Annotated in this window: 27 protein-coding genes and 1 pseudogene; 22 read left to right on the top strand and 6 right to left on the bottom strand. The window is 39.3% G+C overall.

Features of this window, described 5'->3' with window-relative positions; all coding sequences use genetic code 11:
• Positions 1 to 17: 17 nt before the first annotated feature.
• Positions 18 to 470, bottom strand: coding sequence for a hypothetical protein (locus J7E38_RS18820; RefSeq protein WP_214708790.1), 453 nt, complete (start codon positions 468 to 470; stop codon positions 18 to 20).
• A 153-nt stretch (positions 471 to 623) separates the two neighbouring features.
• Between J7E38_RS18820 and J7E38_RS18815 the strand changes: the two genes are divergently transcribed.
• Together J7E38_RS18815 and J7E38_RS18810 are read left to right on the top strand one after the other, a co-directional pair.
• Entirely contained in the window at positions 624 to 761 is a 138-nt protein-coding gene (locus J7E38_RS18815; RefSeq protein WP_214708788.1) for a hypothetical protein, read from the top strand.
• Between the two features lie 115 nt (positions 762 to 876).
• Positions 877 to 1,359, top strand: coding sequence for an STAS domain-containing protein (locus J7E38_RS18810; RefSeq protein ID WP_214708786.1), 483 nt, complete (start codon positions 877 to 879; stop codon positions 1,357 to 1,359).
• Positions 1,360 to 1,377: 18 nt separating this feature from the next.
• Here the strand turns inward: J7E38_RS18810 and J7E38_RS18805 are convergent, their stop codons facing one another.
• Positions 1,378 to 1,803 (bottom strand): CBS domain-containing protein, encoded by a 426-nt coding sequence (locus tag J7E38_RS18805; protein ID WP_214708784.1) that lies wholly within the window; start codon positions 1,801 to 1,803, stop codon positions 1,378 to 1,380.
• Between the two features lie 250 nt (positions 1,804 to 2,053).
• Here J7E38_RS18805 and ltaE point away from each other — a divergent pair, with 250 nt between their 5' ends.
• Positions 2,054 to 3,079 (top strand): low-specificity L-threonine aldolase, encoded by a 1,026-nt coding sequence (gene ltaE / locus J7E38_RS18800; protein ID WP_214708782.1) that lies wholly within the window; start codon positions 2,054 to 2,056, stop codon positions 3,077 to 3,079.
• Positions 3,080 to 3,115: 36 nt separating this feature from the next.
• Here the strand turns inward: ltaE and J7E38_RS18795 are convergent, their stop codons facing one another.
• Positions 3,116 to 3,898: a GNAT family N-acetyltransferase gene (locus J7E38_RS18795; RefSeq protein WP_214708780.1), complete on the bottom strand. Its 783-nt coding sequence runs from the start codon at positions 3,896 to 3,898 to the stop codon at positions 3,116 to 3,118.
• 166 nt (positions 3,899 to 4,064) lie between these two features.
• Here J7E38_RS18795 and J7E38_RS18790 point away from each other — a divergent pair.
• The 10 genes and pseudogenes from J7E38_RS18790 to J7E38_RS18750 all read left to right on the top strand — a co-directional run bounded on the left by J7E38_RS18790 (position 4,065) and on the right by J7E38_RS18750 (position 13,403).
• A pseudogene (locus tag J7E38_RS18790) lies at positions 4,065 to 4,369 on the top strand (antibiotic biosynthesis monooxygenase family protein).
• Positions 4,366 to 4,719: a hypothetical protein gene (locus J7E38_RS18785; RefSeq protein WP_214708777.1), complete on the top strand. Its 354-nt coding sequence runs from the start codon at positions 4,366 to 4,368 to the stop codon at positions 4,717 to 4,719. Before J7E38_RS18790 ends, J7E38_RS18785 begins: the two are co-directional and overlap by 4 nt.
• A gap of 22 nt (positions 4,720 to 4,741) precedes the next feature.
• Entirely contained in the window at positions 4,742 to 5,401 is a 660-nt protein-coding gene (locus J7E38_RS18780) for a cobalamin B12-binding domain-containing protein (protein WP_214708775.1), read from the top strand.
• Positions 5,388 to 6,134: an STAS domain-containing protein gene (locus tag J7E38_RS18775; protein ID WP_214708773.1), complete on the top strand. Its 747-nt coding sequence runs from the start codon at positions 5,388 to 5,390 to the stop codon at positions 6,132 to 6,134. Before J7E38_RS18780 ends, J7E38_RS18775 begins: the two co-directional genes overlap by 14 nt.
• A gap of 390 nt (positions 6,135 to 6,524) precedes the next feature.
• The gene (locus J7E38_RS18770; RefSeq protein WP_214708771.1) at positions 6,525 to 7,811 is read left to right on the top strand and encodes a S8 family peptidase; all 1,287 of its coding nucleotides are present in this window, start codon (positions 6,525 to 6,527) and stop codon (positions 7,809 to 7,811) included.
• Positions 7,812 to 7,995: 184 nt separating this feature from the next.
• Complete coding sequence (locus J7E38_RS18765) at positions 7,996 to 9,216, top strand: tetratricopeptide repeat protein (RefSeq protein ID WP_214708769.1); 1,221 nt, start codon at positions 7,996 to 7,998, stop codon at positions 9,214 to 9,216.
• 363 nt (positions 9,217 to 9,579) lie between these two features.
• Positions 9,580 to 9,708 carry a hypothetical protein gene (locus J7E38_RS24195; RefSeq protein WP_260983664.1) on the top strand — a complete coding sequence of 43 codons (129 nt, stop codon included), beginning with the start codon at positions 9,580 to 9,582 and terminating at the stop codon, positions 9,706 to 9,708.
• Between the two features lie 109 nt (positions 9,709 to 9,817).
• Positions 9,818 to 12,109 carry an ATP-dependent DNA helicase gene (locus J7E38_RS18760; RefSeq protein ID WP_214708767.1) on the top strand — a complete coding sequence of 764 codons (2,292 nt, stop codon included), beginning with the start codon at positions 9,818 to 9,820 and terminating at the stop codon, positions 12,107 to 12,109.
• Positions 12,110 to 12,256: 147 nt separating this feature from the next.
• Positions 12,257 to 12,781: a sigma-70 family RNA polymerase sigma factor gene (locus J7E38_RS18755; protein WP_214708765.1), complete on the top strand. Its 525-nt coding sequence runs from the start codon at positions 12,257 to 12,259 to the stop codon at positions 12,779 to 12,781.
• A complete protein-coding gene (locus J7E38_RS18750) occupies positions 12,771 to 13,403 on the top strand; it encodes a hypothetical protein (protein ID WP_214708763.1) in 633 nt (210 codons plus the stop codon). Before J7E38_RS18755 ends, J7E38_RS18750 begins: the two co-directional genes overlap by 11 nt.
• 98 nt (positions 13,404 to 13,501) lie before the next feature.
• Here the strand turns inward: J7E38_RS18750 and J7E38_RS18745 are convergent, their stop codons facing one another.
• Entirely contained in the window at positions 13,502 to 14,233 is a 732-nt protein-coding gene (locus J7E38_RS18745; RefSeq protein WP_214708761.1) for a uracil-DNA glycosylase family protein, read from the bottom strand.
• 461 nt (positions 14,234 to 14,694) lie between these two features.
• Between J7E38_RS18745 and J7E38_RS18740 the strand changes: the two genes are divergently transcribed.
• From J7E38_RS18740 to J7E38_RS18730, 3 genes are all read left to right on the top strand, one after another.
• Positions 14,695 to 15,456, top strand: coding sequence for a MerR family transcriptional regulator (locus J7E38_RS18740; protein WP_214708759.1), 762 nt, complete (start codon positions 14,695 to 14,697; stop codon positions 15,454 to 15,456).
• 222 nt (positions 15,457 to 15,678) lie between these two features.
• A complete protein-coding gene (locus tag J7E38_RS18735) occupies positions 15,679 to 15,954 on the top strand; it encodes a YkvA family protein (protein WP_214708757.1) in 276 nt (91 codons plus the stop codon).
• Positions 15,955 to 16,067: 113 nt separating this feature from the next.
• On the top strand, positions 16,068 to 16,898 hold the full coding sequence (locus J7E38_RS18730) for an STAS domain-containing protein (protein WP_214708755.1): 831 nt from the start codon (positions 16,068 to 16,070) through the stop codon (positions 16,896 to 16,898).
• A 48-nt stretch (positions 16,899 to 16,946) separates the two neighbouring features.
• Here the strand turns inward: J7E38_RS18730 and J7E38_RS18725 are convergent, their stop codons facing one another.
• Entirely contained in the window at positions 16,947 to 18,689 is a 1,743-nt protein-coding gene (locus J7E38_RS18725) for an AAA family ATPase (protein WP_214708753.1), read from the bottom strand.
• Positions 18,690 to 19,014: 325 nt separating this feature from the next.
• Between J7E38_RS18725 and J7E38_RS18720 the strand changes: the two genes are divergently transcribed.
• The 6 genes from J7E38_RS18720 (at position 19,015) to J7E38_RS18695 (ending at position 25,328) form a co-directional block, all read left to right on the top strand.
• Positions 19,015 to 20,250: an MFS transporter gene (locus tag J7E38_RS18720; RefSeq protein WP_214708751.1), complete on the top strand. Its 1,236-nt coding sequence runs from the start codon at positions 19,015 to 19,017 to the stop codon at positions 20,248 to 20,250.
• A gap of 159 nt (positions 20,251 to 20,409) precedes the next feature.
• Positions 20,410 to 20,913 carry a CBO0543 family protein gene (locus tag J7E38_RS18715; protein ID WP_214708750.1) on the top strand — a complete coding sequence of 168 codons (504 nt, stop codon included), beginning with the start codon at positions 20,410 to 20,412 and terminating at the stop codon, positions 20,911 to 20,913.
• Positions 20,914 to 21,012: 99 nt separating this feature from the next.
• On the top strand, positions 21,013 to 22,683 hold the full coding sequence (locus J7E38_RS18710; protein ID WP_214708748.1) for a DUF6044 family protein: 1,671 nt from the start codon (positions 21,013 to 21,015) through the stop codon (positions 22,681 to 22,683).
• Positions 22,684 to 22,701: 18 nt separating this feature from the next.
• A complete protein-coding gene (locus tag J7E38_RS18705; protein WP_214708746.1) occupies positions 22,702 to 23,736 on the top strand; it encodes a glycosyltransferase family 2 protein in 1,035 nt (344 codons plus the stop codon).
• Positions 23,693 to 24,187, top strand: coding sequence for a GtrA family protein (locus J7E38_RS18700; protein WP_214708744.1), 495 nt, complete (start codon positions 23,693 to 23,695; stop codon positions 24,185 to 24,187). The genes J7E38_RS18705 and J7E38_RS18700 overlap by 44 nt, the downstream gene beginning before the upstream one ends.
• 313 nt (positions 24,188 to 24,500) lie before the next feature.
• Entirely contained in the window at positions 24,501 to 25,328 is an 828-nt protein-coding gene (locus tag J7E38_RS18695) for an undecaprenyl-diphosphate phosphatase (protein WP_214708742.1), read from the top strand.
• Between the two features lie 68 nt (positions 25,329 to 25,396).
• Here the strand turns inward: J7E38_RS18695 and J7E38_RS18690 are convergent, their stop codons facing one another.
• Positions 25,397 to 25,549 (bottom strand): YpzG family protein, encoded by a 153-nt coding sequence (locus J7E38_RS18690; protein ID WP_214708740.1) that lies wholly within the window; start codon positions 25,547 to 25,549, stop codon positions 25,397 to 25,399.
• Positions 25,550 to 25,701: the final 152 nt, after the last annotated feature.

Genomic DNA, 25,701 nt, shown 5'->3' with positions numbered 1-25,701 from the left:
ATGGAAGGTTTTTTACATTAACGCCTGCCGCCTCTAAAAAAATATTGGAAGCCATATGCCAGGATTGCAAAGGAATAAATAATGCTGAAAAAATATAAAGGCTTCAGCCTGTCCAATTGGTAAATATTCATCTTCTTAAAGAGACTGCTAACTGGGTATGCTAATAAATAATCGATCACGAGATTAATGCCTAGGTATTGCCAGATGGTGCCGTAGGCGAGTCGGAACACCCAGAGATTAGCAACAAAGAATGGACCGAGAGTAAAGCTTAAATCATTGAAGATTTTTGACTTCAACCCTCCTGATACTCTCCATAATCTATATGGACTAGATAAAATCAACAAAATAGATACCAGGCCTGTGACGAATACAGTAACTGGCAAAAAACGTTTGAATTCCTTTTTGGGATAAAGCAACAAAGTTGACCAGGATACTAAAACCATACTTAACCTGAATATATTATGTAACATATCTGCTCCTTTAAATTCAGTTTCATTAGGTATAGTTTCTCCAGATTTACAAAATATAATAATGTACATTGGAAAATTTCCGTTGTGTTCTGGAAATATTTGTGTTAACTTTTAACCACACATGACTTTTGTCCTGTTAAGGAGAACTTTGCCATGATAAACGATGAAGAAAAATTAATCTTTTTAAAAGAACTTGGACGATTGATCGATGACTATAAAAGATGCTGTGATGATGAATATCAAGAGCAGATTTATGAAGATATCATGCAATTAATCAATGTGATCCATTGAATATTCAGCTTTTTCCAGGGAAGGGGTTTTTGGCTATACAAAGCGGAGGTATAAATGTATGATAGAAAGGTAGATAAACAGAGATTACTGCGCTTTTTAGGGGGTTTAGTACAGCTTGGAAACGAATAGGCTGAAAGAACTCGAAGAAAAAATTCGAGAGTATGAAACAATTATTTCTGAAATGTCCGCGCCAATTATCCCTTCGATCGTACCTCAAACCATCCTAGTACCATTAACAGGATTAATTCGAGCAGAGCGGTTCGATAAAATACGTGTAAAGCTGCTTGACTTTATTCACAATAAAGATATTGAAACAGCAATCATTGATTTGACAGATATCAGTGGAGAAAGCGTTGCTGACCTATGCCTCGAAGAGATTGGGCGAGAGCTTCATGAAATGGCTTCATCTATGTCTTTGATGGGTGTAAGGACTTTATTTGTTGGACTTAATCCGGGGCTCGTCAAGAAAATGGTACTCGATGGTATTCGATTGGAAGCGCAAACCTTCGCAAATTTTCAATCTGCATTATCTCATTTAATGAAGGAAAAAGGGCTGGAATTCAGACAAATATCAGACGAAAAAAACCCCGTTGTATGACGGGGTTTTTGAATTGTTTTATTTTTCAGGCTCTGAAGGAGTCGAGATATCCTCCAAGGCATTTACTGCATCATCCTCGAGATTATCTGTAACTGCAAGATCTCCTAATGATACAATTCCGATCATCTTTCCATTTTCTACGATAGGCAGTCTGCGTATTTGAACATCTGCCATCAAATCTGCTGCTTCCTCTGCTGACATATGGACGGTCCCTCTGACAGGATCAGTTGTCATTACATCAGAAATCGGGGAATCCATTGAAGTGTTTTCAGCTACAGCTTTTAAAACAATATCTCTGTCAGTTGCCAGGCCTGTTAATTGGTCACCCTCACAAATTGGCATGACTCCAACATCCAGTTCTTTCATTTTTGCTGCTACCTGATGAATCGGTGTATCAGGTCTGCAATATTCTACATCTCTTGTCATTACTTTTTCAATATTCATAACAATAATCTTCCTCCTTGTTGAATGTATAAAGGCTCTATTTTAACCTTGTAGCTCTCTTATATAAATAATATCCGGCGACGAGAAGCCCAAAGTCTGTTAATTAATATCGAAACTACCTTTTTAGAAGAATCAGCCTTTGTTAAGGAGTTACCCGAAGGCAGATGAAAAGAAACTGTTAGTTTTTTGCAGGTTAGGTTGTTAAAATAAAAGATATTAGAAAACTTTACATAGAAATGAGGGGTAAGGAATGATCGATTTAAGAAGTGATACCGTTACAAAACCGACTGATGAAATGCGCAGGGCAATGTATTCTGCAGAAGTGGGTGATGATGTATATCAGGAAGATCCCACAGTAAATGAATTAGAAGAAATTGCTGCTGAAATACTTGGAAAAGAAAAGGCATTATTTGTTACAAGTGGTACACAGGGAAATCAAATTGCCGTGCTTTCGCATTGCCGTCCGGGTCAGGAATTGCTGCTTGAAGAAGAATCGCATATTTTTTATTATGAATCAGGTGCAGTAGCTGCACTTGCCGGAGTCCAGACGAGGACCATCAAGGGTAAAAAAGGGGCTATGGATCCTAAAGATGTTCTAAGTGCCATCCGTACAGAAGATATCCATTATCCGGAAACAGGATTGATTTGCCTCGAAAATACCCATAATAGGGCTGGAGGAGCAGTAATCCCAGTTGAAAACATGGAAGCCATTTACAATGTAGCGAGAGCGAATAACGTGCCTGTTCATCTCGATGGCGCCAGATTGTTCAATGCTGCAGCAGCAGCTGGAGTCGATGTAAAGGAATTTGCTAAACACACCGATACCGTTCAAATATGTCTTTCAAAGGGATTAGGGGCCCCGGTGGGTTCCATCATTGCCGGAAGTTCCGAATTTATTAAAACAGCAAGAAAATGGAGAAAACGATTAGGTGGAGGGATGAGACAGGCCGGTATCATCGCTGCGCCGGGTTTAATCGCTTTGACGAAAATGAAAGACCGGCTTGGAGAAGATCAGTGGAATGCCAGGGTTCTCGCAGAAGGAATCGAATCGATTCCGGGAATGAAACTTGCGAGGCAGCCGGAAACAAATATTGTAGTTGCCGATGTTACAGATTTAAATATCACCTCTGAAGCTTTTGTTGAGAAATTGCGATCAGAAGGAGTGATATCAGGAACTTTTGGTCCAACCTTTGTTCGTTTTGTTACGCATTACGATGTAACGGAGGACCAAATCCAGAAAGCAATTGAAGCAATTGCCAAGGTTGCCAGAAATTAAAGTCAGGGCTGGATGTTCGGCATCCAGCCCTGATTTTTATCTATACATTGTCCACATGCCGATATCTGTAAAGCCCAGCCGTTTATAAATCCTGCCAGCCTCAGGGTTATCATAGAATAGGCATAGAAGCTTTCCTTCATCCATAACATCTTTGAAAAGCTTTTGCATCACAGCTGATGCAAGCCCTTTTCTCCTGTATTCCTTATGTGTACAAACACCAACGATCATCGCTGATCGTGAATTTTCCGCTGCAGTTGATGCTGAAGCGGCCATTTTTCCATCGATTTCAATATAGTAAGTTCTCCCAGTGCCAGATTCCAGCGACTGTAAAAAAATTTCACGTGCATTCGGATTAGGAAAGAACTCCTCAATACTGGCTCTTAACTCGATAATTCGATCCACATCCTCAGGACCTGCTGTGAAAATATCAAAGTCAGTCTCTTCTAAGCAGGAATCCGTTGTGCACTCCGCAAAATAGGTAATCTGCTTTTTACCAAGATCTATTCCAGGTATTCCCTCGAATTGTTCAACGAGTTCACTTTTTCCTGATAAAAAGATTTTTCCTGAGTAATTCTTGATAATTTCTGAGAATCCCTTAACGGGAAGCCTACCATTATTTGTGTAAGGAATGAAAGAATTATGGAATCTGAGCAATACCGCCGAGAGCTCATCGTCATCGAAGAAGCCCCATAGTTCCTGGAAATCAGATTCGTATCCGAATGCCTCAATATCACCTATGATAAATAGGTTGAGTGCTGCTTCTTCCATTAAAAATTTCATTGCTATTTCGTTATCTCTTTCATTAAGTTTTCTGATCATAACCAAAATCTCCCTTTAAATAGCTTTTTAGTATGATAGTCTAAATGGAGAAAAATGACAAGTGTTTTTTCAGTTGGGCATTTTGGAAAATGCATAATTTGATAGGCGGTAAGAGGATATGTATAATTGGACTATGTTTGCAGATAAGAACAGGAGGAGATCGAACATGTATATCGTTCATTCAACAGTGGTTATTCCTGAGGATAAAGTTGATGAAGTGATTGCATCTATCAAAAAAGATCTAGATTGGTAGATGAGTATGAGGGGTTCGTTTCCTTCCAATTGCTCCAGAACGAAAATAATCCAACAGAATTGACTGTACAAATATCATGGGAAACAAAAGAAAATTACATAAAATATATCACAAGTGATGCATACAAGAAGGTTCATGAACTGGAAAAAAATTATCCAGACCAGGAACTTGCAGCCATACGTCCCTCGGTTGGCCGTTATAAGGTGGTAGCAAAATGAATGAGGCTGTTATATCGTCGATCATTGAGGATGTTACTGAAGGCATATACAAAGATTTCCCCTTTCTGCTTGAAAAATATGGAGAGAGGGGACGCCAGAAGTGCAGAGAAGACAATGGACATCACATCAAATATCTGCAGACTGCAGCAGATATGAATGAGGACAAATATTTCATTGATTATGCACACTGGCTAAATGGGATTTTGACCTCCAGAGGAATGAAGACGGAACATTTGGTTGATAATTTTGTGAGATTGAAGACGGCTTTTGAAAAAACAGAAGAAGATCATAAGGGAGTATTTATCAACATGCTTGAAAGTGCGATTAATTCATTAAGGGGTGTGAAATAACACCAGGATGAGGTGAGTGCCAATGGAAAAAGCAATCGAATTAGCCCGGCTTTTGCTCGAGGGCAATCAGGATGATTCATGGGCACTAATTGAACAAGAGTGCGAGGAATCAAAAGAAAGTTTATATATCTATGAAAAAATCATCACCCCTGCAATGAGACATATCGGTTATATGTGGGAAACAAACAAAATCACTGTTGCTGATGAGCATTTGGCGACAGCAACCTGTGATTATCTGCTTGCTCGTTACAATTGGGAGAAAAGAAGAACACTGCAAATTTCTCCTAATGGGAAAAGAGCGATGTTTCTTTGCGTTGAAAATGAACAGCACTATCTCGGACTGAAAATGGCCAGCCAGCTATTCAATGAGTATGGTTGGGAAACAAAATTCCATGGTCCCAATCTTCCGCTAGAATATGTGATGAAAGCTGCACAAGAATGGAAAGCAAATGTTATATGTCTCTCTTTTTCAATTCTGTACCATGCTGAACATCTAAGCCCATATATCCAAGCATTGGAAAAACTTCCAAGCCAGCCGGTTGTAATTGTTGGGGGCAGGTTGCTGGATCAATATGAATTTCATCGCTACGGGTCAGACCGTACCCTTTTCCATAAAAGTATGGATGACGTGAAAAAATGGCTTAGCCATCAGCATGGAGTGAAAATGAATGTCGGATCTTAAATATTTGCCATTACCGTATTTTTTAATAGATATCGAACACAATATTCTTGCCTATTCTGATGCAAGTGAAGAGGTTTTTTCGGTTGGGAAAAAATTTCTGGAACTAGTGGATTGGGAAAGCCATAGAAAGATTAAGAGCCTTTTGGAACTCAAAGAAATCAAGGCAGAAGGCGAACTGATCATGAAAACAAAATTTTCCCCTTATGCCTTGTTTGATATTAGTGTAAATTGGCATGAAGATAGAGGCCATGTCATTTGTATAGAAAAAGATCATCGATTATCAGAATTGGAAAGTATTGTTGAGAAACATAGGATCAGACTGGCTGAAACAGATTTGGAGCTGCTTGAAAAAAAAGAGCAGGTAGAAAAATCACTTATGGAAATAAAAAGCCTTTCTTGTCCATTTATAAAATTAACAAGGACCTCAGCATTGGTTCCGCTTTTTGGAAATTTAGATGATAAATTGATCAGGCAGAATGAAGATCGAGTGCTGAATCGATCACAGGAAGGTGGATATCAAGAGATTCTGTTTGATTTAAATGGTGTAGGGGAACTGACCATAGAGGGAGTAGAGGCATTCATCTCCTTAGTTAAGGAACTGCAAATGATGGGTTTGCAGCCGTCTATAATTGGTGTTAAACCCAATCATGCCTTTTTCCTGAATCATTCAACATCCATTCCTGATGTTCCGTATCTGAATAGTCTAAGCAAGGCCTTTAAAATATCTCAGTAAGATGAACACTTCGATGGGAATCGAGGTGTTTTTTCTTGCTCATTTTTCCTCAACGAACGGATAAAGCAAGCGTTTTCCCGATAAGTTAATATTCTTTTTTACCATTTTTTGACCTTGGTTCCTTAACTCTCTTTGTCATCACATTTTTACGTTATATATATTGAAAAGGATAAATACAATTTGATGATTCCTAGGTGTAACAATGAGAGACGAATTGGTAAATCAAATAGGAAGGTAATGGTAAAAATACATTATTTCAACCTTTTTGCTTTTCGTTTTTCCCAATCATGTATGCCTGGTTATTCGTTGATAAACACAGAAAATTTGCAATATACTTAATCCTGCAGCCCGGCAAGCTGCAAATTTTTCAAAGGTGAGAGGAGCAAAAGGATGAAGAAGAAAAGAGTTTTCGGATCCGCTGTACTTAGTTTGGCAATGGGGGTTTCCATGTTCGCAACTGGCGCTTTTGGTGCCGGTGCACAGGAAAGCCAGGATACTTATCGGGTGTTAATTCAGGGTCCGAGTGCAGAAAAAGCAAAAGTTAAAGAACAATACGGCAAGCGTTGGGATTTTGGAAAACAAGGTTTCACAACTGAAGTGAACAGCAAGCAATATCAGGCACTTTTGAAAAATAAGAATATCGAAATCGCTCAGGTTGGTACGTATACAGTCGATGCCCGAGTCGAAGGAAATAGCAATGGAAACGGGAAGGGCAAGGGTGACTATACTGTCCAGGCATCCTACCCTTCCGACCAGACACCATGGGGCATCCAGGCAATCTATAACGATAACTATATTCAATCAACAAGTGGCGGAGACGGAATCAAGGTAGCTGTCCTAGACACAGGCATCAACCGAGACCATATTGATTTGACAGACAATGTTGAACAATGTAAAGACTTTACCCAATCTTCTTCTTCAATGGTCAATGGATCTTGTACAGACCGTCAGGGCCATGGCACGCATGTAGCCGGTACGGCTGTAGCTAATGGTGGTTATGATGGAGCAGGTATCTATGGAGTTGCTCCTCAAGCAGAACTCTGGGGCTATAAAGTCCTCGGGGACAATGGATCCGGATATTCCGATGATATTGCTGGTGCAATCCGCCATGCTGCTGATGAAGGTGTCCGAACTGGAACACGGGTTGTCATCTCAATGTCATTAGGCTCAAGCGGCAAGGATTCAATGATCGCAAGTGCAGTTGACTATGCATACAGCAAAGGTGCTTTAGTGGTTGCCGCGGCAGGGAACAGCGGTCCAAGTGCCAATACAATTGGATATCCTGGTGCACTTACGAATGCGATTGCTGTTGCATCACTGGACAATACATTTGTAAATGGTACCCATAAAGTATCTGACTTCTCTTCTCGTGGCAACCCAAATACTGATGGTGATTACTATATCCAGGAAAAGGATGTTGAAGTTGCAGCACCTGGCGGCGGAATCTATTCTACTGCAGTAGATGGCAACTATACGACAATGAGCGGCACTTCCATGGCAACTCCACATATCTCTGGACTTGCAGCTAAACTTTGGTCCGCAAATAAGTCATGGAGCAACGCACAGCTACGTTCGGAAATCCAAAGGCGAGCAAAACTTTATGACATCAAAGGTGGTACAGGAGCAGGAACTGGTGATGATTACGCTTCAGGATTCGGTTTCCCTCGCGTAAAATAATTTAATGCACTCACTTGCAAGCCATCCGGATTAAATGATTGATTCGGGTGGCTTTATTTTCTTATTTGAGGTAATATATGAAGAAACAATTTTTAATATATAGAATTTTATAAAAATAGTTCTTTTGGACTGTTTAAATTGTTGGAAAAGATGGTAGATTAATAAGAAAACAGAAGGTGAACGTATGCAGTTTGGACCACTAATCAAATTTTACAGGATCCAGCAAGGTTTAACACAAAAGGAACTGGCTAATGGCATATGTTCAGTTCCACACTTAAGCAAGATTGAAAGCAACTCAAAAGAAGCCAATGAAGAAACCATGGGCCTCCTGCTTGAAAGGCTGGGAGTCAACCTTTCATCCATTACAGAAAACGAAGAGCAGATTAAGCAGTTAATTAAAGAACTTAATGAAAAAATTGATTTCATTCAAGATGAAGAAGCAGATACTGCAATGGAAATGCTAAAGGAATTTGAAGGAATTATTCCATTTACAACAAATCTACATACATATGAACTTACCAAATTCAGGTATTTAATATTCAAACACAAATTTACCGAAGCTCAGCAACAATATGAATTATTAAAGAAACAGAAGAAAATATTTTCCCAACCTCAGATGGCTTTATTTTCCTATCTACATGCTGTAATGTTATTAAAGAAGAGATTGTATAAGAAAGCAGATGAGATCTTAGACACCATTAACAGGGGATCAAAGTTTGATATACCCGATGGTGAATTACTTTATCATCGTGCTCTGGCTAAAACTTCTCCTGAAGATTTAGGATATGCCATTTATTATGGAAAGATGGCACTTCAGGAATTTATGGAACAACACAATTTTAAAAGAATCCTACATGTATTGATGTTGCTTGGAATTAACTATACTAATTCTAAGATCTATGAAGAAGCAGAGGATTGCTATAAAAATCTCATCAGAAACGCAGAGATTTTACAGGAGAAAAAATTATTACCTGAAATATATCACAATATGGGTTATCTACAAAAAAAGCTTAAGAATTATCGAGAGGCTCTTTTCTTTTTTGAGAAAAGCTTATCTTTACAAACAAAAGGAACACAACACTATCTTATTACTCTTTATTCAATTGGAGAAATCCAATTTGAGCTGCAAAATGAAGAACAAGCAAGGGCATCCTTTGAAGAGGTATACCAATTATCTAAGGATACTGAAAACCGTAAGTATAGAATCTTAGCAAACTATTATTTAATGACGCTGGACTCTCCAGAAAAATCGTTAGATTACTCAGAAACCAAAGTAATACCATTTCTTGAGGAAAGCGATGGGAAAAGTGAAGAATTAATTTGGTTTTACAAAATGCTATCAAATCACTATCGAGAGATGGGAAGATTTGATCAAGCAGTAAAATATATAGAAAAAATCAATTGAGGAGGAATTCTAATGAAAAAGATTTTGACTGCATTATTGTCAAGTGCTATCGCACTAGGTGTATTAGTAGCGGGTATGCCGCCAATTTTACCTCCAGCATGAGTAGCTACCAAAAAGGCCTAATTAGGCCTTTTTGTTTTTAAAGCAAAAAAGAAATGAATAGAACTGTCTAATAAAAAGTAATTGTCATGTCCTTCGAATTCCCTTTTGTAAAACTTTTCAAAAAATCATATCAAATTAACAACAACTTGGGAAAATTTTCACTGCGTTAAATGACCCCCAGAACCCTCATATAATAAACGAACTATTTTCACGAGGCCCACATGGACAATGGATGGCCAAAAGTGAACGAGGAGGTTCGGTATGGGAAGAATTAGCATGGATATTGACGAGCTGTTGGAAGATACAATGGAAATTGCTGAGGATGATTTGAGTTTTTCACTGAACCCGATTGAGATTGACAGTTTGCTTGAAAATACACGCCATTGGTAAATAGATATCAATCCGTTCCAGGTTTCCTGGAGCGGGTTTTTTATTTTATTGAACGTGAGGGAACATATGTACTATAATGGAGTTGGAAGTTAGGCAGGAGGTGAGCAGGATGGAGCATGTAATAAAAATTCCGGTAAGGATGCTGGCTGAATATGTATTTAAAACTGGAAGCATTGAATCCGGTTTTAAAACGGCCTCATCCTTCTCTGAAGGCTCAAGGATCCATCGGGAAATCCAAAAAACTTATCAAGAAATGGATCAGAGTGAAGTCTTTTTAAAAACAGAAATTGAATTTGATAACCTCTTATTTCTTATCGAAGGCCGCTGTGACGGATTGCTTTTTTCAGGAGAGAAAATTACGATTGATGAAATTAAATCGACTTCTATGCCTTTGGAAAGTATCGGAGAAAATTCAAACCCTGCTCACTGGGCGCAAGCAGAATGCTATGGCTATATGTATTTAAAGGAACACGGTAACGATGAGATTGATATCCAGCTGACTTATGTTCATAAAACTACTGGTGACAAGAAGTTTTTTAAAAGGACATTTACCAAAGAGAAGTTGGAAAGATCTGTTAAAGGAATGCTCGCAGATTTTGCACCATATGCCAGGTTGCAGGTGGAACATGGTTTGAAAAGGGATCAGAGCATTAAAAAGCTGGACTTTCCTTTTCCTCAATACCGGCAGGGCCAGCGACAGCTTGCCGGGGGTGTCTATAAGACCATCGAGGAAGGAAGGACATTATTTGCCAATGCACCCACTGGGATCGGCAAGACCATTTCAACGATATTTCCTGCAGTTAAGGCAATAGGGGAAGATCAGATTAGGAAGTTATTTTATTTAACTGCGAAAACGACGACAAGACAGACCGCAGAGGAAGCGTTCAGTCTCATGATAAAAAAAGGCTTGGAAATAAGGACTGTGACAATCACAGCAAAAGATAAGGTATGTTTTACCAGTGAGGGAAAGTGCAGCAAGGATCATTGTGAATTTGCAGATGGATATTATGACAGGATCAACGATGCGGTACTTGATATCCTCAGGAATGAAGCAACCCTGGATAGATACTGTGTTGAAAAGTATGCCAAAAAACATAAAGTCTGTCCTTTTGAGTTTTCATTGGACCTGGCATACGCAGCAGATGCGGTCATATGTGATTACAATTATATTTTTGATCCAAAAGTCTCTTTGAAAAGACTATTCGATGAACAAAAAAAGAAAACCGCCCTCCTTGTCGATGAGGCACATAATCTCGTTGACAGAGGGAGGGATATGTTCTCTGCGACATTGGAAAAATCAGCTTTTCTACAGTTGAAAAGGGAGTTTAAAGAAAAAAATCATTCTTTAGGTGACATATCCAAACGTTTAAATGACTATTTTATCCAATTAAGAAAACAGGCTGGAACCTCAACAACAATGAAGTACGAGGAGCCATTCGAGGAATTGAATCAGTTAGTGGCTGAGTTTATTGAACATGCGGAAAAAGAACTCCTAAGAGGAAGTACAGGAGATTCAGACTTGTTGCTTGAAACTTTTTTCGTTGCCCAACATTGGCAACGAATCAACAGATTATTTGATGAACGCTTCATTTTATATGCTGAAATCGAAAAAAATGATGTGCGTATTAAGCAGTTTTGTCTGGATCCTTCTCATTTGATTAAACAGGCAGGAAAAAGCTTTAAGTCTCGAATCTTTTTTTCTGCCACTCTAAATCCTATGGGCTATTACAAGGATATGCTTGGCGGTAATAACGAGGATTATATCTCTTTGATTCCTTCCCCTTTTTCTAGTGAACAGACTGATGTGAAGGTTCAAGCGTTATCAACAAGGTACAAGGATCGGGTAAAATCAATTAAACCAATAGTCAAAACAATGACTGATCTAGTTCACAAGGCTCCGGGTAATTATCTGTTTTTCTTTCCATCCTACCAATACCTAAATATGGTTCTTGAGGAGTGGAGAATCTCCAATGAGGATATCACTACGATTGTCCAGGGGACAGTGATGGATGAAGAAGAACGTGCCGCATTTCTAGAATCTTTCACAGCTGACAATCAAGGAGCACTCATTGGTTTTGCTGTTCTTGGTGGTGTGTTTTCTGAAGGCATCGATTTAAAAGGGGACAGGCTAAACGGGGTAGTGATTGTTGGGGTAGGACTGCCTCAGATTGGATTCGAAAGAGACTTGATTAAAAAACATTTCGCTGGTACTGGTAAGCATGGTTATGATTATGCCTATGTCTTCACTGGAATGAACAAAGTACTGCAAGCCGGAGGAAGACTGATTCGGTCAGAAAGTGATACAGGCAGGATAGTGTTGATTGACGACCGTTACCTCCACCATAAATATCAGGCGCTTCTCCCGGATGCCTGGAAAAAATACACGCTTCTGCCTCGATGAACATCCTTTCTTTAAAGGGTGTTTTTTTCTTTTGCAAGACGACTGGATTTACATTCCGCTACATTTGAATTTTTTTACAGGATATTAAAGCCAAACTGGCGAATCTAACGTCTAATGGATAACAAGGAGTACAAGGGAGTGCATCTAATGCTGAAATTGATAAAAAAAGCTCAAAAAGGCAATGATAAGGCATTTTTGGAGTTGTTCCAGCAATATGAACAGGATTTGTACAGAATGGCGTTCATCTATGTGAAAAACCAGAATGACGCCATGGATGTTGTCCAGGAAACGGCTTACAGATCGTTCAAATCCATCAAGGAGCTTAAGGAGCCAAAATATTTTAAAACCTGGCTGATTAGAATTGCCATCAGTTGTTCCATTGACTTATTGAGAAAAAGAAAAAACATTGTACCTTTAAAACCTGAATTTGCTGAGTATACAACAGAGGTTGCTCAAGATGATGATATCTCTGGAATTGATTTGAAGAACTTAATTGAAAAACTTCAGGAAGAAGAAAAAAGTGTCATTCTCCTGAAGTTCTATCAGCAAATGACATTTAAGGAAATAGCTAACACTCTCCAACTTCCGCTTGGCACAGTAAAGACCATTCTTTATCGCAGTCTGGGGAAACTTCGAAAGAATTTAAAGGAGGAAGAAGCTAATGAACAATAATATTCAATCAGAGATTAATAAAATCGATATACCAGAGGGTTTAAGCAGAAGAAGTGAACTTGGAATTCAAATGGCTAAGACCGAAATGAGCAGCAAAACAAAAAAACGGATAGTGCTGGCTGCCCCGGCCATCGCAGCAGTCATCGCACTTTCAGTGGCCGGATCAGCCTTGTTTTTAGAAAATACTCCGAAAAATCCGGAAGTACAGAACATCCCGGCGAGCTATGCATTTGATGTAACCGACCAAAAACAACTCGTTGGATGGGCGGATAATGTTTTTATCGGGAAGGTAGAAGAGACGAAGGGAACAAGTAATGAAGATGGAATACTTGAAACTCAATACGAGGTTGAGGTAGCTGAAAATATCAAAGGCCAATTGAACGGCAGGATCATGGTGAACCAACAGGGGGGATTTGAAGGGAATAAACTGGTCTTAGTTGAAAATGATCAACTCCTGAAAGAAGGTGAGAGCTATTTATTCGTGTCACGCCAAAACAAACAACACGGATGGCACACGATTGTTCCTGCTTATGGAGATATTATGATAGAAAATGAAACACAAAAAGAGGAATTGATTGCCATCTATAAAGCTGCCTATGAAAATGAAGTTCCGTTTGAATGAGGTGATTGGTGACGACAAAACTTACGATTTGAGGCTATGGATCATAGCCTCTTTTTTTATTATTCTTTACATGCTCAAACAGCTAGTTGTTTTTAAAATCACTGGAAAAAGCCTGTAATGGTATTTTTCATTTTATCTTTGTTACTGGTAAATTGCTGCAGGCGGTGTCCGTTTGCACCTGAAGGGTGAGGGAATCCAAAGAGAATATTATTTTCTTCCAGAAGGCCTTCACTCACATACACCCTCATGATTTCTTCGACGCTCTTCCCAAGTGGGATCACAAGCGCATTCCTAAGCATGGCCGCCTGTGGTTCAAAGTAACTCTTTAAGAAATTCAAAAGCATATTATTTTTTAGAATCTTGGGATTATGTCCAGTGTAATTCTTCCCATCATTAAAAACAGCATATGGAATGAGAGAAGTTGTATGCAGCAGGTTGTCTTTCTCATTAAAAAGATGAGAACAAGATTCTAGCGATAACCAGTTTTGTAAGCCGAGATCATCAAGCATCTCAATGATATGATTGCGAAGTACCCCGGAAAATCTTGCTTCACGCTTGCAAAAATAAGGAATATCGGAAACAGGAAATCTCTCTTCAATCAGGGAGCGGGCAACAGCAATGGATTTGCTCATTTGTTGGAAACCAGGAGTAATTCCTACGATAAACACCTTTGCATTTGGATTTACGTATTCATTATGCGTACAATAATAGACCGCAAGGCGGCGTTCATTTGCCAATAAAAATTCCTGTGTCAACAGTTCATCTCGAGAATAACTTTCTTTTAAAGGGAGCTCAGCAATCTTATCTATGTATTCTACCAGTCTGGCCATGAATGACCCCCTTGTGTTTAGTAACTTTATTATGATCGTACCTTTTTAAAAATATCAATTATATTAATCGGCTGGCAAGCGACATTAAGGCTGGGATGGCTAATAGGCGGTCTTTAATAGACATTTCAGCAGTGGAAGCAGGACAAAATGTCCAAGAAATCGGATTTAATAGACATTTCAGAAGCGGGAGCAGGGCAAAATGTCCAAGAACCCAGATTTAATAGACATTTCAGAAGCGGGAGCATGGCAAAATGTCCAAGAAACCGGATTTAATAGACATTTCATAAGAAGGAGCATGCCGAAATGTCTATTAAAATAAGAAGTGTAATTGAAAAAACTCAACCTTAGACAATCAGTTGATTATAAAAATATTATGTAAACATCAAAATAATTGCAACTCTCTATTGACCCTAACGTTAGGTAAGGGTTTACGCTATACATGTGGAGGTGATCAAGACAACATGTTCAAGGTAAAAGAAGTTGCCGATCTGACAGGAGTGAGTATACGAACACTGCATTATTATGACAGGATTGGCCTGCTTCACCCAGAGGCCGTTTCTGAGGCTGGGTATCGGCTTTATTCAGAAAGAGATCTCGAACGCCTGCAGCAAATATTGTTCTTTAGGGAAATGGATTTTACCCTGCAAGAAATAAAAGATATTTTGGACCGGCCGGACTTCAACAGGAAAGAATCCTTGAAAAAGCATAAAGCATTGCTTTTAAAGAAAAAGAAGCGGCTGGATGAGATCATCAAGACAGTGGAAAAGACGATTCATTCAATTGAAGGAGGATATCAAATGAAGGAGAAAGATATGTTCGAAGGCTTCGATATGAAAGAAATTGAAGAACATCAGAAGAAATATAGTGATGAAGCAAAGACAAGGTACGGAAAAGAGACAGTTGAAAAGGTAGAAAAGAAGACAGCTAATTATACGCCAGAGGATTGGGGAAATATTCAGGCGAAAACAGAAGAGATTTACCAACGGTTGATCTCCGGTATGGAAGATGGCCCGAATGATCCGGCTGTTCAGGAAGCAGTTGCGGATTGGAGGCAGTTCATCACTGATCATTATTATGAATGTACCATTGATATTTTTCGAGGGCTGGGGGATCTTTACGTCGATGACCGGCGCTTCACAAAGAATATTGATAAATATCAGCCTGGGTTGGCTGCATTCTTCAAAAGGGCAATCCATCATTATTGCGATCAACAAGAAAAGTAAGAAACTGGGCGGCCATTGAAGTGGCTGCTTCTTTCTTTAATTGGCTGTTTTCGAGCAAACATGCAAAAACCCTTATTGCTTTTGGATGAAATCAATGATGTTTTCGTTAAAATGAAACGAATCCACCTGCTGATTCGTAAATAAGTATGTCCCAAGTAGGTTTTAAATCTGACAAATGGTGAAAGAAGGATATAATAGTCTCTATAAAAGGGGTGGATCAGAATGAAGAAATTCTTTAAAAGAATTCGGTTGGTTTTTAAGGTGAAAAAATTCGTTCCCTTTCTCATAGAATTTTTTACTACGGGAAGTGTTCCGGTCAAGCAAAAAATAATTTCAGCTGGCTTAATCATTGGTTATTTTTTGCTTCCATTTGATATCATTCCAGACTTTTTGACACTAATTGGCATCGTGGATGATGTTGGTGTGCTGTTAATCGTTTTTCAGCAAATTATAAAGATGGCACCTGCAGAATTAAGGGAGAAGCATAAACTAGAGTAAAGCAGCGCGTTTAAAATTTTTCAATAGGAGAAGGTTTGTTATAATTGTACTAGGCTGAGTTCAGCCCTATACATATTTTTCCATCTGTTGCTTCCAGACAAGGGGGGATTTCTTTGCATAGAAATCAGGAATTATACACTTTTTTAAAAGGAAACAGTCGGAACCTGACTGAGGAATGGCACGAAAATATCGATAAACAAAATACAGCGGGTGTATATGCATCTAGTGACCCTGATGTTGTACATGCATTGAAAGAACAAAATCATGAGTTTCACCTTCATTTCATTGAATTATTCAAAAAGGAGGAAGGGGAATTCTTTAAGGACTTTAAGCCATGGATTGAGAAAATTGCTAGTGATGTTGAGCATGTTAAAACTCCGATTCAATTTGTGATCAGGGAATTTAAAAATGTAAGGAACCAGTATTTTGATTATATCCGCCGATTTGCAGAGTTACATCCTGAAATAGCAAGAAAAGAGGTCGATATCTGGTATGATATCATCCTCAAAGAAATGGATGAGGTGATCCTGCGGTTTATAGAAGCTACTTATAGATACTCCCAGGGTGTGTTGAAAGCCCAACAGGAAACAATCAATGAATTAAGCGCCCCTGTCATTTCGTTGACGAACCACCAGGGATTGCTGCCGCTGATTGGTGATATAGATACTACAAGGGCTAAAATGATCCTTGAAAATACGTTGCAGCAGTGCTCTCAAAGGGATATTCACCATTTATTTGTTGATTTATCAGGTGTCGCAATGATTGATACCATGGTTGCCCATCAAATATTCCAGCTGTTGAATGCCTTGAAACTAATAGGTGTAAATGCGACGCTTTCCGGCATGCGCCCTGAAATTGCCCAAACAGCCGTACAGCTGGGAATTTCCTTTAAAGAAATAGACATTAAGACAAATCTTGCCCAGGCTATTGACCAGCGTAAATAAAAAAGGATTTCCGAAATTTTATTCGGAAATCCTTTTTTTATAAATCTTTTACACCATTACATATTGATCTTCACGAAAACCAGCTTGATCCTGAACAATTTCATCTACTTCGGAGCCTTCGAGTGTCTCCTTCTTTAGTAATGCATCGACAAGTTTTCCAAACTGATTTTGATGAGACCTGATAATTATTTCGGATTTTTCAAGTGCGTCATCAAACAGTTCTTGCATTTTTGTTTCTCTTAACCCTTTGCTGAATGTGAGTGAGAAACCTTCCTGCAACAAACCGGTGTCAACCATTTGTTCAATGATTTGTTTTGCCTGTTGAACATCCCCGCTTACGCCGATACTATGCTCGCCGAGGAACATCCTTTCAGCGACACCACCAGCAAGGATCATTGCAATGCGGTCTATCAAATCGCTGTGCGTCGACAATTGAAGCTCTTTTGGAATTGGTGCTACATATCCAAGGGCCTGGCCGCGCGGAATAATGGTCGCTTTCCGGACAGAACCAGGTTTGGTGACGGCAGACACAAGAGCATGTCCAGCTTCGTGTATGGCAACCCTGCGCTTCGTGTCGGCATCCTGGAGAGTCCGGGATGTGCTGCCAAGGATGGTACGGTCAAGGGCATAATCAATATCGCTTTTTGAAATGATATCCTGTCCGTTTCTCAATGCACGCCTGCTGGCAGTTTCAAACAATGAGTTGAGCTCGGCACCTGAAAAACCTGAAGTGCTTTCTGCCAGGTCATCCAGTGATGAGTATACATCTGGAGTAAGATTTTTACCTTTAATATGGATATCAATGATTTCCCTTCTGCCTTTAGTATCCGGCAGAGGCACATTGAAAGAGAAATCAATTCGTCCAGGGCGAAGGAATGCATCATCCAGCATGTCCTTTCTGTTTGTTGCCGCAATGAAAAGGATGCCATCGTTTGAATGTCCGCCATCAAGCTGGACAAGCAGCTCAGTAAGTGTCTTTTCGCCTTCTTCACCGCCATGTGGTTTACGCTTGCCCGCAAGTGCGTCAACTTCATCAATGAAAATGACTGCAGGACCTTGCTTTCGTGCACTCTGGAACAAGCTTCGCACCCGTGATGCACCTACTCCGATAAACATTTCATTGAAAGCCGATCCGCTGGCTGAGAAAAAGTTTGCATTGAGCTCATGGGCAATTGCCTGGGCAAGGAGAGTCTTGCCGGTACCTGGAGGACCATACAATAGTATCCCCTTGGGTGGCTTGATTCCCATCCTCGCTGATTTTTCTGGGTTCTTCAGGATGGAAAGTGTCTGGCTAATCTCTTCTTTCATTTCTTCTTGCAACCCGCCCACGTCAGTTAGCGTGATGGAGGGCAAAGGATTAGGCTTTGACAGGCTATTTTTCATACGATTACCGGCACCAATCCCTCCGGTTTTCTTCTGGATTACAAATGCACCACCCATCAAGAGCAGCAGAACACCGCCAAGAATCCATGCACCATACTTACTATTGTTCATGTATTCATAATTAATATTATATTTTTCTACTAATTTATCGACCATATCACTGCCAGGGGGAACTTGGGAAACAAATGTTGAATCTTTTGTTTTGAGTATAAGGGTTCCATCTATTTTTTCAATCAGGGTTGCCTCATGGCCGTTAAGACTTTCTACTGACTTGACAAGGGAACTAAACGGAACCGATACTTGATCATCATTATTTTGAACGACTATAGTCGCTGCTATTGTAACCATTACCATAAACGCCGCAAATAGCGGAAGGACCTTAGAAACAAATTTCTGATTTGAATTCATACTTTCAGCTCCTTATCGAATCTATATACCATTATAAGTAATATACCAATGTTATAAATGGGTAAATTGTCGTGGAGAAGGTGGTAAATATATGAAACTTTTAATAGAAGAGTTTTAGGGCGTCGAAAATGCGGGTATAATGCATATTTCGAATAATTTTGTTGGGAAAATTAATATGGACAAATTGTGACAAACTTTATAATTGGGATAAAATGTAAATTTTAAAAGAATAGGTACTTGAAACTTTTGGAAGTTACCGCTAGGATGAAAGAGAAAAAGGTTAATAAAATTCCGACAACTTAGTCTATATTCAGGAGGGGTTTGCTTGAAGGGATGGAAAAATCCCATATTATTGATTCTGGGAATTGGGATTTCGAATATTGGCAACTGGATTTATTTTGTGGCAATTAACTTATTGGTATTAAAGATCACAGGATCAGCAGCAGCTATTGCTGGTTTGTTCATCATCAGGCCCCTGGCGATCCTTTTGACAAACACATGGGCCGGAAGCGTCATCGATCGTGTAAATAAAAGAAAATTGATGATTTGGATTGATATTCTGAGGGGGATCTTCATTGCAATCATTCCCTTTTTCACCTCACTTGTTCCTATATATAGCATTATGTTTTTGACTAATATTGCTGGCGCATTTTTTGGCCCCACTTCGGAAACATACATAGCAAAGCTGGTTCCCCCTGAAAAAAGAAAACGGTTCAATTCCATTTTTTCATTTGCGACTTCCGGAGCCATGTTGGTTGGGCCAAGTGTTTCTGGCTTGCTGATCATGTATGGAAGCATAAATACCAGCATTTATATTAATGCGGTAACATTCTTTTTCTGTGCAGCGGCAATATACTTCCTGCCGGACGTCGATGAGGAAGATCGGAAAGAAAAATATAGAGATACTATTAGTTTGAAGATGATTGCTGCTGATTGGAAGGCAGTTGCCGATTTTGGAAAGACAGCGGTTGGATTCATGGTGGTTTTCCTGATTTTCCAATTCATCACACTGATATCATTTGCGCTTGATTCACAGGAAGTAACCTTTATCCAGCAGGTCATCGGCTTATCAGAAAAGAATTATGGCTTGCTTGTCAGCCTTACAGGCGCAGGTTATGTGGCAGGATCCTTCGCAGTATCTGCGTTGGCAACGAGGCTTTCAATCCGGACGCTGCTGGGTTTGGGATCTGTTTTATCCGTGACAGGATACTTTATGTTTTTTCTCGCCTCATCAGATACTGTGCCTATGGCTGTAATAGGCTTTATCATAATTGGATTCTTCTCACCATTTTCATTTACAGGATACACAACTTTTTTTCAAAACAATGTTCCTTTAGATTTGATGGGTAGGTTTAGCAGTGCTTTTGCATTTTTTCAGGCGATGCTCCAAATTCTGCTGACACTTTTGTTGGGATACCTGGCTGAAATCATAAAACTGCAAACAGCAACCATCGGATTTTCGGCAATGGGACTGCTATTGGCAATAGCGTTGACATCTGTCGTTTTTCTTCAATCAAAAAAGAATCTTTTTGTACTGGAATCTGATAGGAATTTGAATTAAATAAGATCTTTAAGGCTGTAATGGTGTTATAAATGCCATTACAGCCTTTTTTCTTTGTTATAGAGATTTGTTGGGCCATACATAAAATATGAATGAGAGTTAAAAAATACCTCTGATTAATGGGTCTATTTAGGGTCCTTAGTAAAGGAGGGTGAAAGCTTGTTCCATGCAGCAGTTATTGTGGGCGGGGTTTTGTTGTCATTTGGCAAGGGGAATTGGCAAAGATGGAGAGAGTTTTTACCTACCTTTTATTATTGGGCATTGTTTAGCTGCTTCTATGAATATATATCGTACATTGGAAATAAACATTTGTGGGAGTTTGACAGGAATTTCATCAGTCTGTTTGTAACGGAATCCTTGTATACATTTCTTTTTTATCCGAGTATGATCATTTTGTTTTTGGGAAATTTCCCTGAAGACCGAAACAAGAAGGTTAGGCATTATTTAAAATGGATCTCACTGTCCGTCCTGATAGAGGCTCTGGCGTTAAAGTATGGAGCCATTAAATTTGATCATGGATGGTCGATCGTATGGGAATTCTTCTTCTATAGTACGATGTATCCCATGCTAAGGCTCCATTATAAAAAGCCTTTGACGGCATTGGTCCTATCAGTCTTTTTTGTGATCTTCTATCTGATTGTCTTTGATTACCATCTTTTCTGATAAAAACAGACTAGGAAGTTGATTAACTTTTCAGGGAATATTTTCTGTCATTGTGCAAATCTTAAGAAGGCGAACATGGGATTTGAGGTGTAATTTGATTTGGCTTATTTGCAGGAAAAAGAGAATAAATTCATCATACTATCTCTTCTCGTTATTTCAGTCTTCGTATCGCCGTATTTTATCTTGGGGAACGATGCCCATATTCGGGTCCATGATAATCTGGATTCCAATTTGGCATGGTATAAAATCCTTGCTGAGAGTGGCCAAATCGCTGGTTCAGCCGAATCTGTTATTCCTCAAGTAATTAATGGACTTCCAAGAAATGCGCTTGGGAGCGAATTCAGCCTGATTGTTTGGCTATATGTTTGGTTCCCGACTATGATCGCTTATGGAATTAGCCAGAGTATTACTAGATTTTTTGCCTTTCTTGGTATGTATTTACTTTTAAAGGACCATTTCATTCCAGAAAGGGAGAGAACCCTGATTCGTGTCGGTACGGCATTGGCGTTTGCCTTAACTCCTTTTTGGCCCTCAGGGATGCTGAGTACGTTAGGAATGCCATTGGCACTATGGGCTTTTTTGCATATAAGACAAGGCAATGGAAAGGGGAGTCATTATCTTACCCTTACACTCTTGCCTTTTTACTCTAGCATTGTTTTGGGTTTTTTCTTTTTCCTCAGCGCTATGGGTATACTCTGGATTAGTGATGCCATCCGCAAAAAAACGTTCAACTGGCGTTTCTTGGTTGCGATTGTTTATATGACATCAGTTTACTTGATTGCAGACTACAGACTTGTTTACTCGTTTCTATTTGATAGTGAGCCGAATAGTCGGGATGAATATTTCCACGCCCGTCTGTCGTTCTTTCATTCTGTAAAGCTTACGTTTAAGAACTTCCTTTTCGGTCATACCCATGTCATGACGGTACATACGTTAATCATTTTGCCGGTTATTATTGCGGCCATGCTGATCGTATGGAAGCACCGGAGATGGAAAAATGAGCGTATTTTTGTTCTTTTATTCCTGCTGAATTTTCTATTTTCTGCATGGTACGCATTCTGGTTTTATAAAGGATGGGTTCATTTAACAGAAAGATTCCACTTTCTTGATACTTTCAATTTTGCCAGGTACCATTTTTTGCGGCCATTGATCATTTATATTCTTTTTGCTGTTGGCCTTAGGATTCTCTGGGAAGAAAAGGTACTTCATAAATCTGTTCCGCTGTTGATTGGAGCACAAATTATCTTATTGTTGTTCAGCAATGAAGAAATTGTTCATAGCAAAAAACCGAGTGTAAGTGAATTTTATGCTGAAAAACAATTTGAAGCAATAAAGGACCACATCGGGAAACCTCAAAGCAGCTACCGAATAGCCAGTATTGGGCTGCATCCTGCTATCGCCCAATATAACGGATTTTACACACTTGATACCTATAATAATTTTTATCCCTTAAAGTATAAGCATAAATTCCGCAAGATTATCGAAAACGAGCTGGAAAAGAACAAGAAAATCCGTACTTATTTTGATGAGTGGGGTGGAAGATGCTACATCTTCACAGATGAATTAGGCAAGCATTACATGTTCAAGAAAAACTCCAAAAAAAGAATCAAGAATCTGGATATCGATATCGAGCCCTTCAAACAAATGGGAGGCGAATACATTTTTTCAGCAGTCCCGATCGATAATGCAATCGAGAATGATTTAAAGCTTGATGCTATTTTCACTTCAGATGCGAGTGCCTGGAAAATTTATCTTTATCAGGTTTTATAACACCAAGGAGGTCCATCCATGAATTTGCCAATCTTATCTATTATCGTTCCCTGCTACAATGAGGAGGAAGTGTTGGAAGAGACTATTGAGCAGCTAACCGCAAAACTTGAGCAAATGATAAGTGAAAACCTGGTATCGAAAAACAGTAAAATTCTGTTTGTTGATGACGGGAGCAAAGACAATACATGGCATTTGATATACAAAGCAAGTCTTAGGAATGAATTAATAAAAGGGTTGAAGCTTTCAAAAAATGCAGGCCATCAAAATGCATTGCTCGCAGGCCTTTTTGCCGCAAAAGATTCTTCAGATTGTCTCGTGAGCATTGATGCAGACCTTCAGGACGATATCGATGCAATCAATGAAATGGTAAGAAAGTACATTGAAGGTTACGAAATTGTCTATGGTGTCAGAAGCAGCAGAGAGTCGGATACATTCTTCAAACGGTTTACTGCGGAGGGATTTTATAAGGTAATGGACAAGCTGGGGGTAAAACTGATCTTTAATCATGCTGACTTCCGTTTAATGAGCAGGCGCACGGTAGATGAATTGGAGCGATTTGCTGAGAGTAATATGTTCTTGCGGGGAATTGTTCCGTTAATTGGATTCAACTCTGCTAATATCTATTATGAAAGAAAGGAAAGGTTTGCGGGGGAAACAAAGTACCCATTGAAAAAGATGCTTGCATTTGCCTTCGATGGCATTACATCATTCTCTGTCACTCCAATCAGGCTCGTCATGCTTGTCGGATGCCTCTCATTTATTGTCAGCCTGTTGTTTGGAATATATTTTTTGACTTTAAAGCTTTTTGGAAATACTGAGCTTGGATGGACGTCGTTGATCACTTCGATTTGGCTTATTGGCGGCTTGCAGCTAATTGCCCTCGGGTTGGTTGGGGAATATATTGGGAAAATCTACAAAGAAACTAAGCGCAGGCCCAAATACATTGTCGATGTTGACCTGTTCAACCTGCCTGTACCAAGGAAATTGGTGAACATGGAGGAGGACGAGTATGAGTCAATCATTGAAACAAGGAAGCTATCTGAGAACAACTAGCCAACTGAATAAGTGGATCCGAGGCTGTTTTGTAAATTCCATGCAATTCTTAAGATTCATGCTAGTCGGCATGCTTAATACCATGATTGGAATGGGTTTGATGATTTTGCTGAAAAATGGGCTTGATTGGCCCTATTGGCATGCCACCTTTACTGGCAACACGATTGGAGCTGCTGTCAGTTTCATATTAAATAGGGCATTTACCTTTAAGAGCAGTGTTTCCATACGGGAAGGGGCACCTCGATTCATTTTAGTGGTACTGATCAGTTATATTCTTTCATTCTCCGTAAGTCACAGTATAACGGAAAGAATAAATGAAATTACGATAGCTAATATTTATTTAAGTTTAGACACTATTGCAATTATTTTAGGGTCAATTTTCTATACTATAACGAATTTCATCGGCCAGAAATTATTTGTTTTTAAAGAAGGGGAATACTGCAGCTCTTGAAGCTGCATTTTTTTATTGTTAAAAAATTATAAATTACCCTGGTTGTTGATAACTATATATGGTTTTCTTAATCCAGCTCCAGCGCCTAGTCCCTCGAGACGCTTCGGTCCGCCCAATGAAGTCAAAGAACGACTTCACCGGTCGGCCCTCCAGCGCTTGTCGGGGCTGACCAGGGCGCTTGCGCTTTTTGTTCTTGACTATTTTGCCTATTGGAGATAAAACTGAAAGAGTGCATGCTGATTTGGCCCCTTTACATTTCACATAGTGGCGGGAATAGCAACATACTTTCATCTTCTAAAGGAGAATATACTTAATGGATATTTGGGAATTGTTTGTAGCATTCATTCTTGGTCTGGTAGAAGGATTAACCGAGTTTGCTCCTGTTTCATCAACAGGGCATATGATTATTGTCGATGACCTTCTTTTGCATTCTAAAGACATATTTACGGAACCTGTTGCCAATACGTTTAAAGTCGTCATCCAATTAGGATCTATACTTGCCGTAGTAATCGTGTTTAAGGAGCGATTCATAAACCTGCTGGGCTTGCAAAAGGGAGTTTCCATCACGGATTCCAAGGGAAGACTTAGTCTTTCAAAAGTAATCGTTGGTTTGATTCCTGCAGGTGTAATTGGTGTTTTATTCGAGGATTATATTGATGAGCACTTATTCTCTGTGGAAACAGTCATAGTTGGATTAGTAATCGGTGCCGTCCTGATGATCATCGCTGACCGCTTACATCCTCGTGTGGTTAAGATTGATGATGTCGATCAAATCAGCTATAAGCAGGCACTTGGTATCGGCTTATTCCAATGTCTGGGTTTATGGCCAGGGTTTTCAAGATCAGGATCCACGATTTCAGGTGGTGTACTGCTTGGTTTGAACCACCGTGCAGCTTCTGATTTCACTTTTATCATGGCGGTACCAATCATGCTCGGTGCAAGCGGGATATCATTATTGAAGAATTGGCAGTATTTTACCTTGGATGCGCTGCCGTTTTTCGCAGTAGGATTCATTAGTGCATTTTTATTTGCTTTACTTTTCATCCGATTCTTCCTTAAATTGATCAATAAAATTAAATTAATGCCATTTGCGATTTATCGAATCATTTTGGCAGGTGTAATTTATTTTATTTTTCTTTAAATCTTGTCAGTTAAAGCTTTTTAAGAAAAGACGCCCTGGGGCGTCTTTTCCTTTTTGGTTTCAAAAATTCAAAAACGGTGTGCTTTCGCATTACCTCTTGCAAGTATAGTGTTTTTGGTAACCTGGGTTTCACCATTGACCTGCGAATTGGTATGCTTCCGCCTAGTCCAAGTGTGGTGGAATAGTTGTGAGTGTGGATCCAAATGATCTTTGTAACTCATACAATCACCTCATGATTGGATTTTTGAAACACAGGATATTCGCTTGAATATCACTTATATCGTTTGTATTATTGACGGGCAATATACTGGCCATTCAGAGGCGAGATAGAATCTTTTTAGTCTTTTTTGTAACTTTTTACAATATTCTTCGT

Origin of the sequence: Bacillus sp. ISL-35, assembly GCF_018613355.1 — a bacterium.
Lineage (GTDB): Bacteria > Bacillota > Bacilli > Bacillales > Cytobacillaceae > Mesobacillus.
Note: the sequence above shows the minus strand (reverse complement) of the source record. Positions and strands in the feature narration are given on the sequence as shown.

What these genes read in the sequence shown, in the direction of transcription:
- J7E38_RS18820 (WP_214708790.1), bottom strand. Translation starts at nt 470, where the DNA reads ATGTTACATAATATATTCAGGTTAAGTATGGTTTTAGTATCCTGGTCA.
- J7E38_RS18815 (WP_214708788.1), top strand. Translation starts at nt 624, where the DNA reads ATGATAAACGATGAAGAAAAATTAATCTTTTTAAAAGAACTTGGACGA.
- J7E38_RS18805 (WP_214708784.1), bottom strand. Translation starts at nt 1,803, where the DNA reads ATGAATATTGAAAAAGTAATGACAAGAGATGTAGAATATTGCAGACCT.
- ltaE (WP_214708782.1), top strand. Translation starts at nt 2,054, where the DNA reads ATGATCGATTTAAGAAGTGATACCGTTACAAAACCGACTGATGAAATG.
- J7E38_RS18795 (WP_214708780.1), bottom strand. Translation starts at nt 3,898, where the DNA reads ATGATCAGAAAACTTAATGAAAGAGATAACGAAATAGCAATGAAATTT.
- J7E38_RS18785 (WP_214708777.1), top strand. Translation starts at nt 4,366, where the DNA reads ATGAATGAGGCTGTTATATCGTCGATCATTGAGGATGTTACTGAAGGC.
- J7E38_RS18780 (WP_214708775.1), top strand. Translation starts at nt 4,742, where the DNA reads ATGGAAAAAGCAATCGAATTAGCCCGGCTTTTGCTCGAGGGCAATCAG.
- J7E38_RS18775 (WP_214708773.1), top strand. Translation starts at nt 5,388, where the DNA reads ATGTCGGATCTTAAATATTTGCCATTACCGTATTTTTTAATAGATATC.
- J7E38_RS18770 (WP_214708771.1), top strand. Translation starts at nt 6,525, where the DNA reads ATGAAGAAGAAAAGAGTTTTCGGATCCGCTGTACTTAGTTTGGCAATG.
- J7E38_RS18765 (WP_214708769.1), top strand. Translation starts at nt 7,996, where the DNA reads ATGCAGTTTGGACCACTAATCAAATTTTACAGGATCCAGCAAGGTTTA.
- J7E38_RS24195 (WP_260983664.1), top strand. Translation starts at nt 9,580, where the DNA reads ATGGGAAGAATTAGCATGGATATTGACGAGCTGTTGGAAGATACAATG.
- J7E38_RS18760 (WP_214708767.1), top strand. Translation starts at nt 9,818, where the DNA reads ATGGAGCATGTAATAAAAATTCCGGTAAGGATGCTGGCTGAATATGTA.
- J7E38_RS18755 (WP_214708765.1), top strand. Translation starts at nt 12,257, where the DNA reads ATGCTGAAATTGATAAAAAAAGCTCAAAAAGGCAATGATAAGGCATTT.
- J7E38_RS18750 (WP_214708763.1), top strand. Translation starts at nt 12,771, where the DNA reads ATGAACAATAATATTCAATCAGAGATTAATAAAATCGATATACCAGAG.
- J7E38_RS18745 (WP_214708761.1), bottom strand. Translation starts at nt 14,233, where the DNA reads ATGGCCAGACTGGTAGAATACATAGATAAGATTGCTGAGCTCCCTTTA.
- J7E38_RS18740 (WP_214708759.1), top strand. Translation starts at nt 14,695, where the DNA reads ATGTTCAAGGTAAAAGAAGTTGCCGATCTGACAGGAGTGAGTATACGA.
- J7E38_RS18735 (WP_214708757.1), top strand. Translation starts at nt 15,679, where the DNA reads ATGAAGAAATTCTTTAAAAGAATTCGGTTGGTTTTTAAGGTGAAAAAA.
- J7E38_RS18725 (WP_214708753.1), bottom strand. Translation starts at nt 18,689, where the DNA reads ATGAATTCAAATCAGAAATTTGTTTCTAAGGTCCTTCCGCTATTTGCG.
- J7E38_RS18705 (WP_214708746.1), top strand. Translation starts at nt 22,702, where the DNA reads ATGAATTTGCCAATCTTATCTATTATCGTTCCCTGCTACAATGAGGAG.
- J7E38_RS18700 (WP_214708744.1), top strand. Translation starts at nt 23,693, where the DNA reads ATGAGTCAATCATTGAAACAAGGAAGCTATCTGAGAACAACTAGCCAA.
- J7E38_RS18695 (WP_214708742.1), top strand. Translation starts at nt 24,501, where the DNA reads ATGGATATTTGGGAATTGTTTGTAGCATTCATTCTTGGTCTGGTAGAA.
- J7E38_RS18690 (WP_214708740.1), bottom strand. Translation starts at nt 25,549, where the DNA reads ATGAGTTACAAAGATCATTTGGATCCACACTCACAACTATTCCACCAC.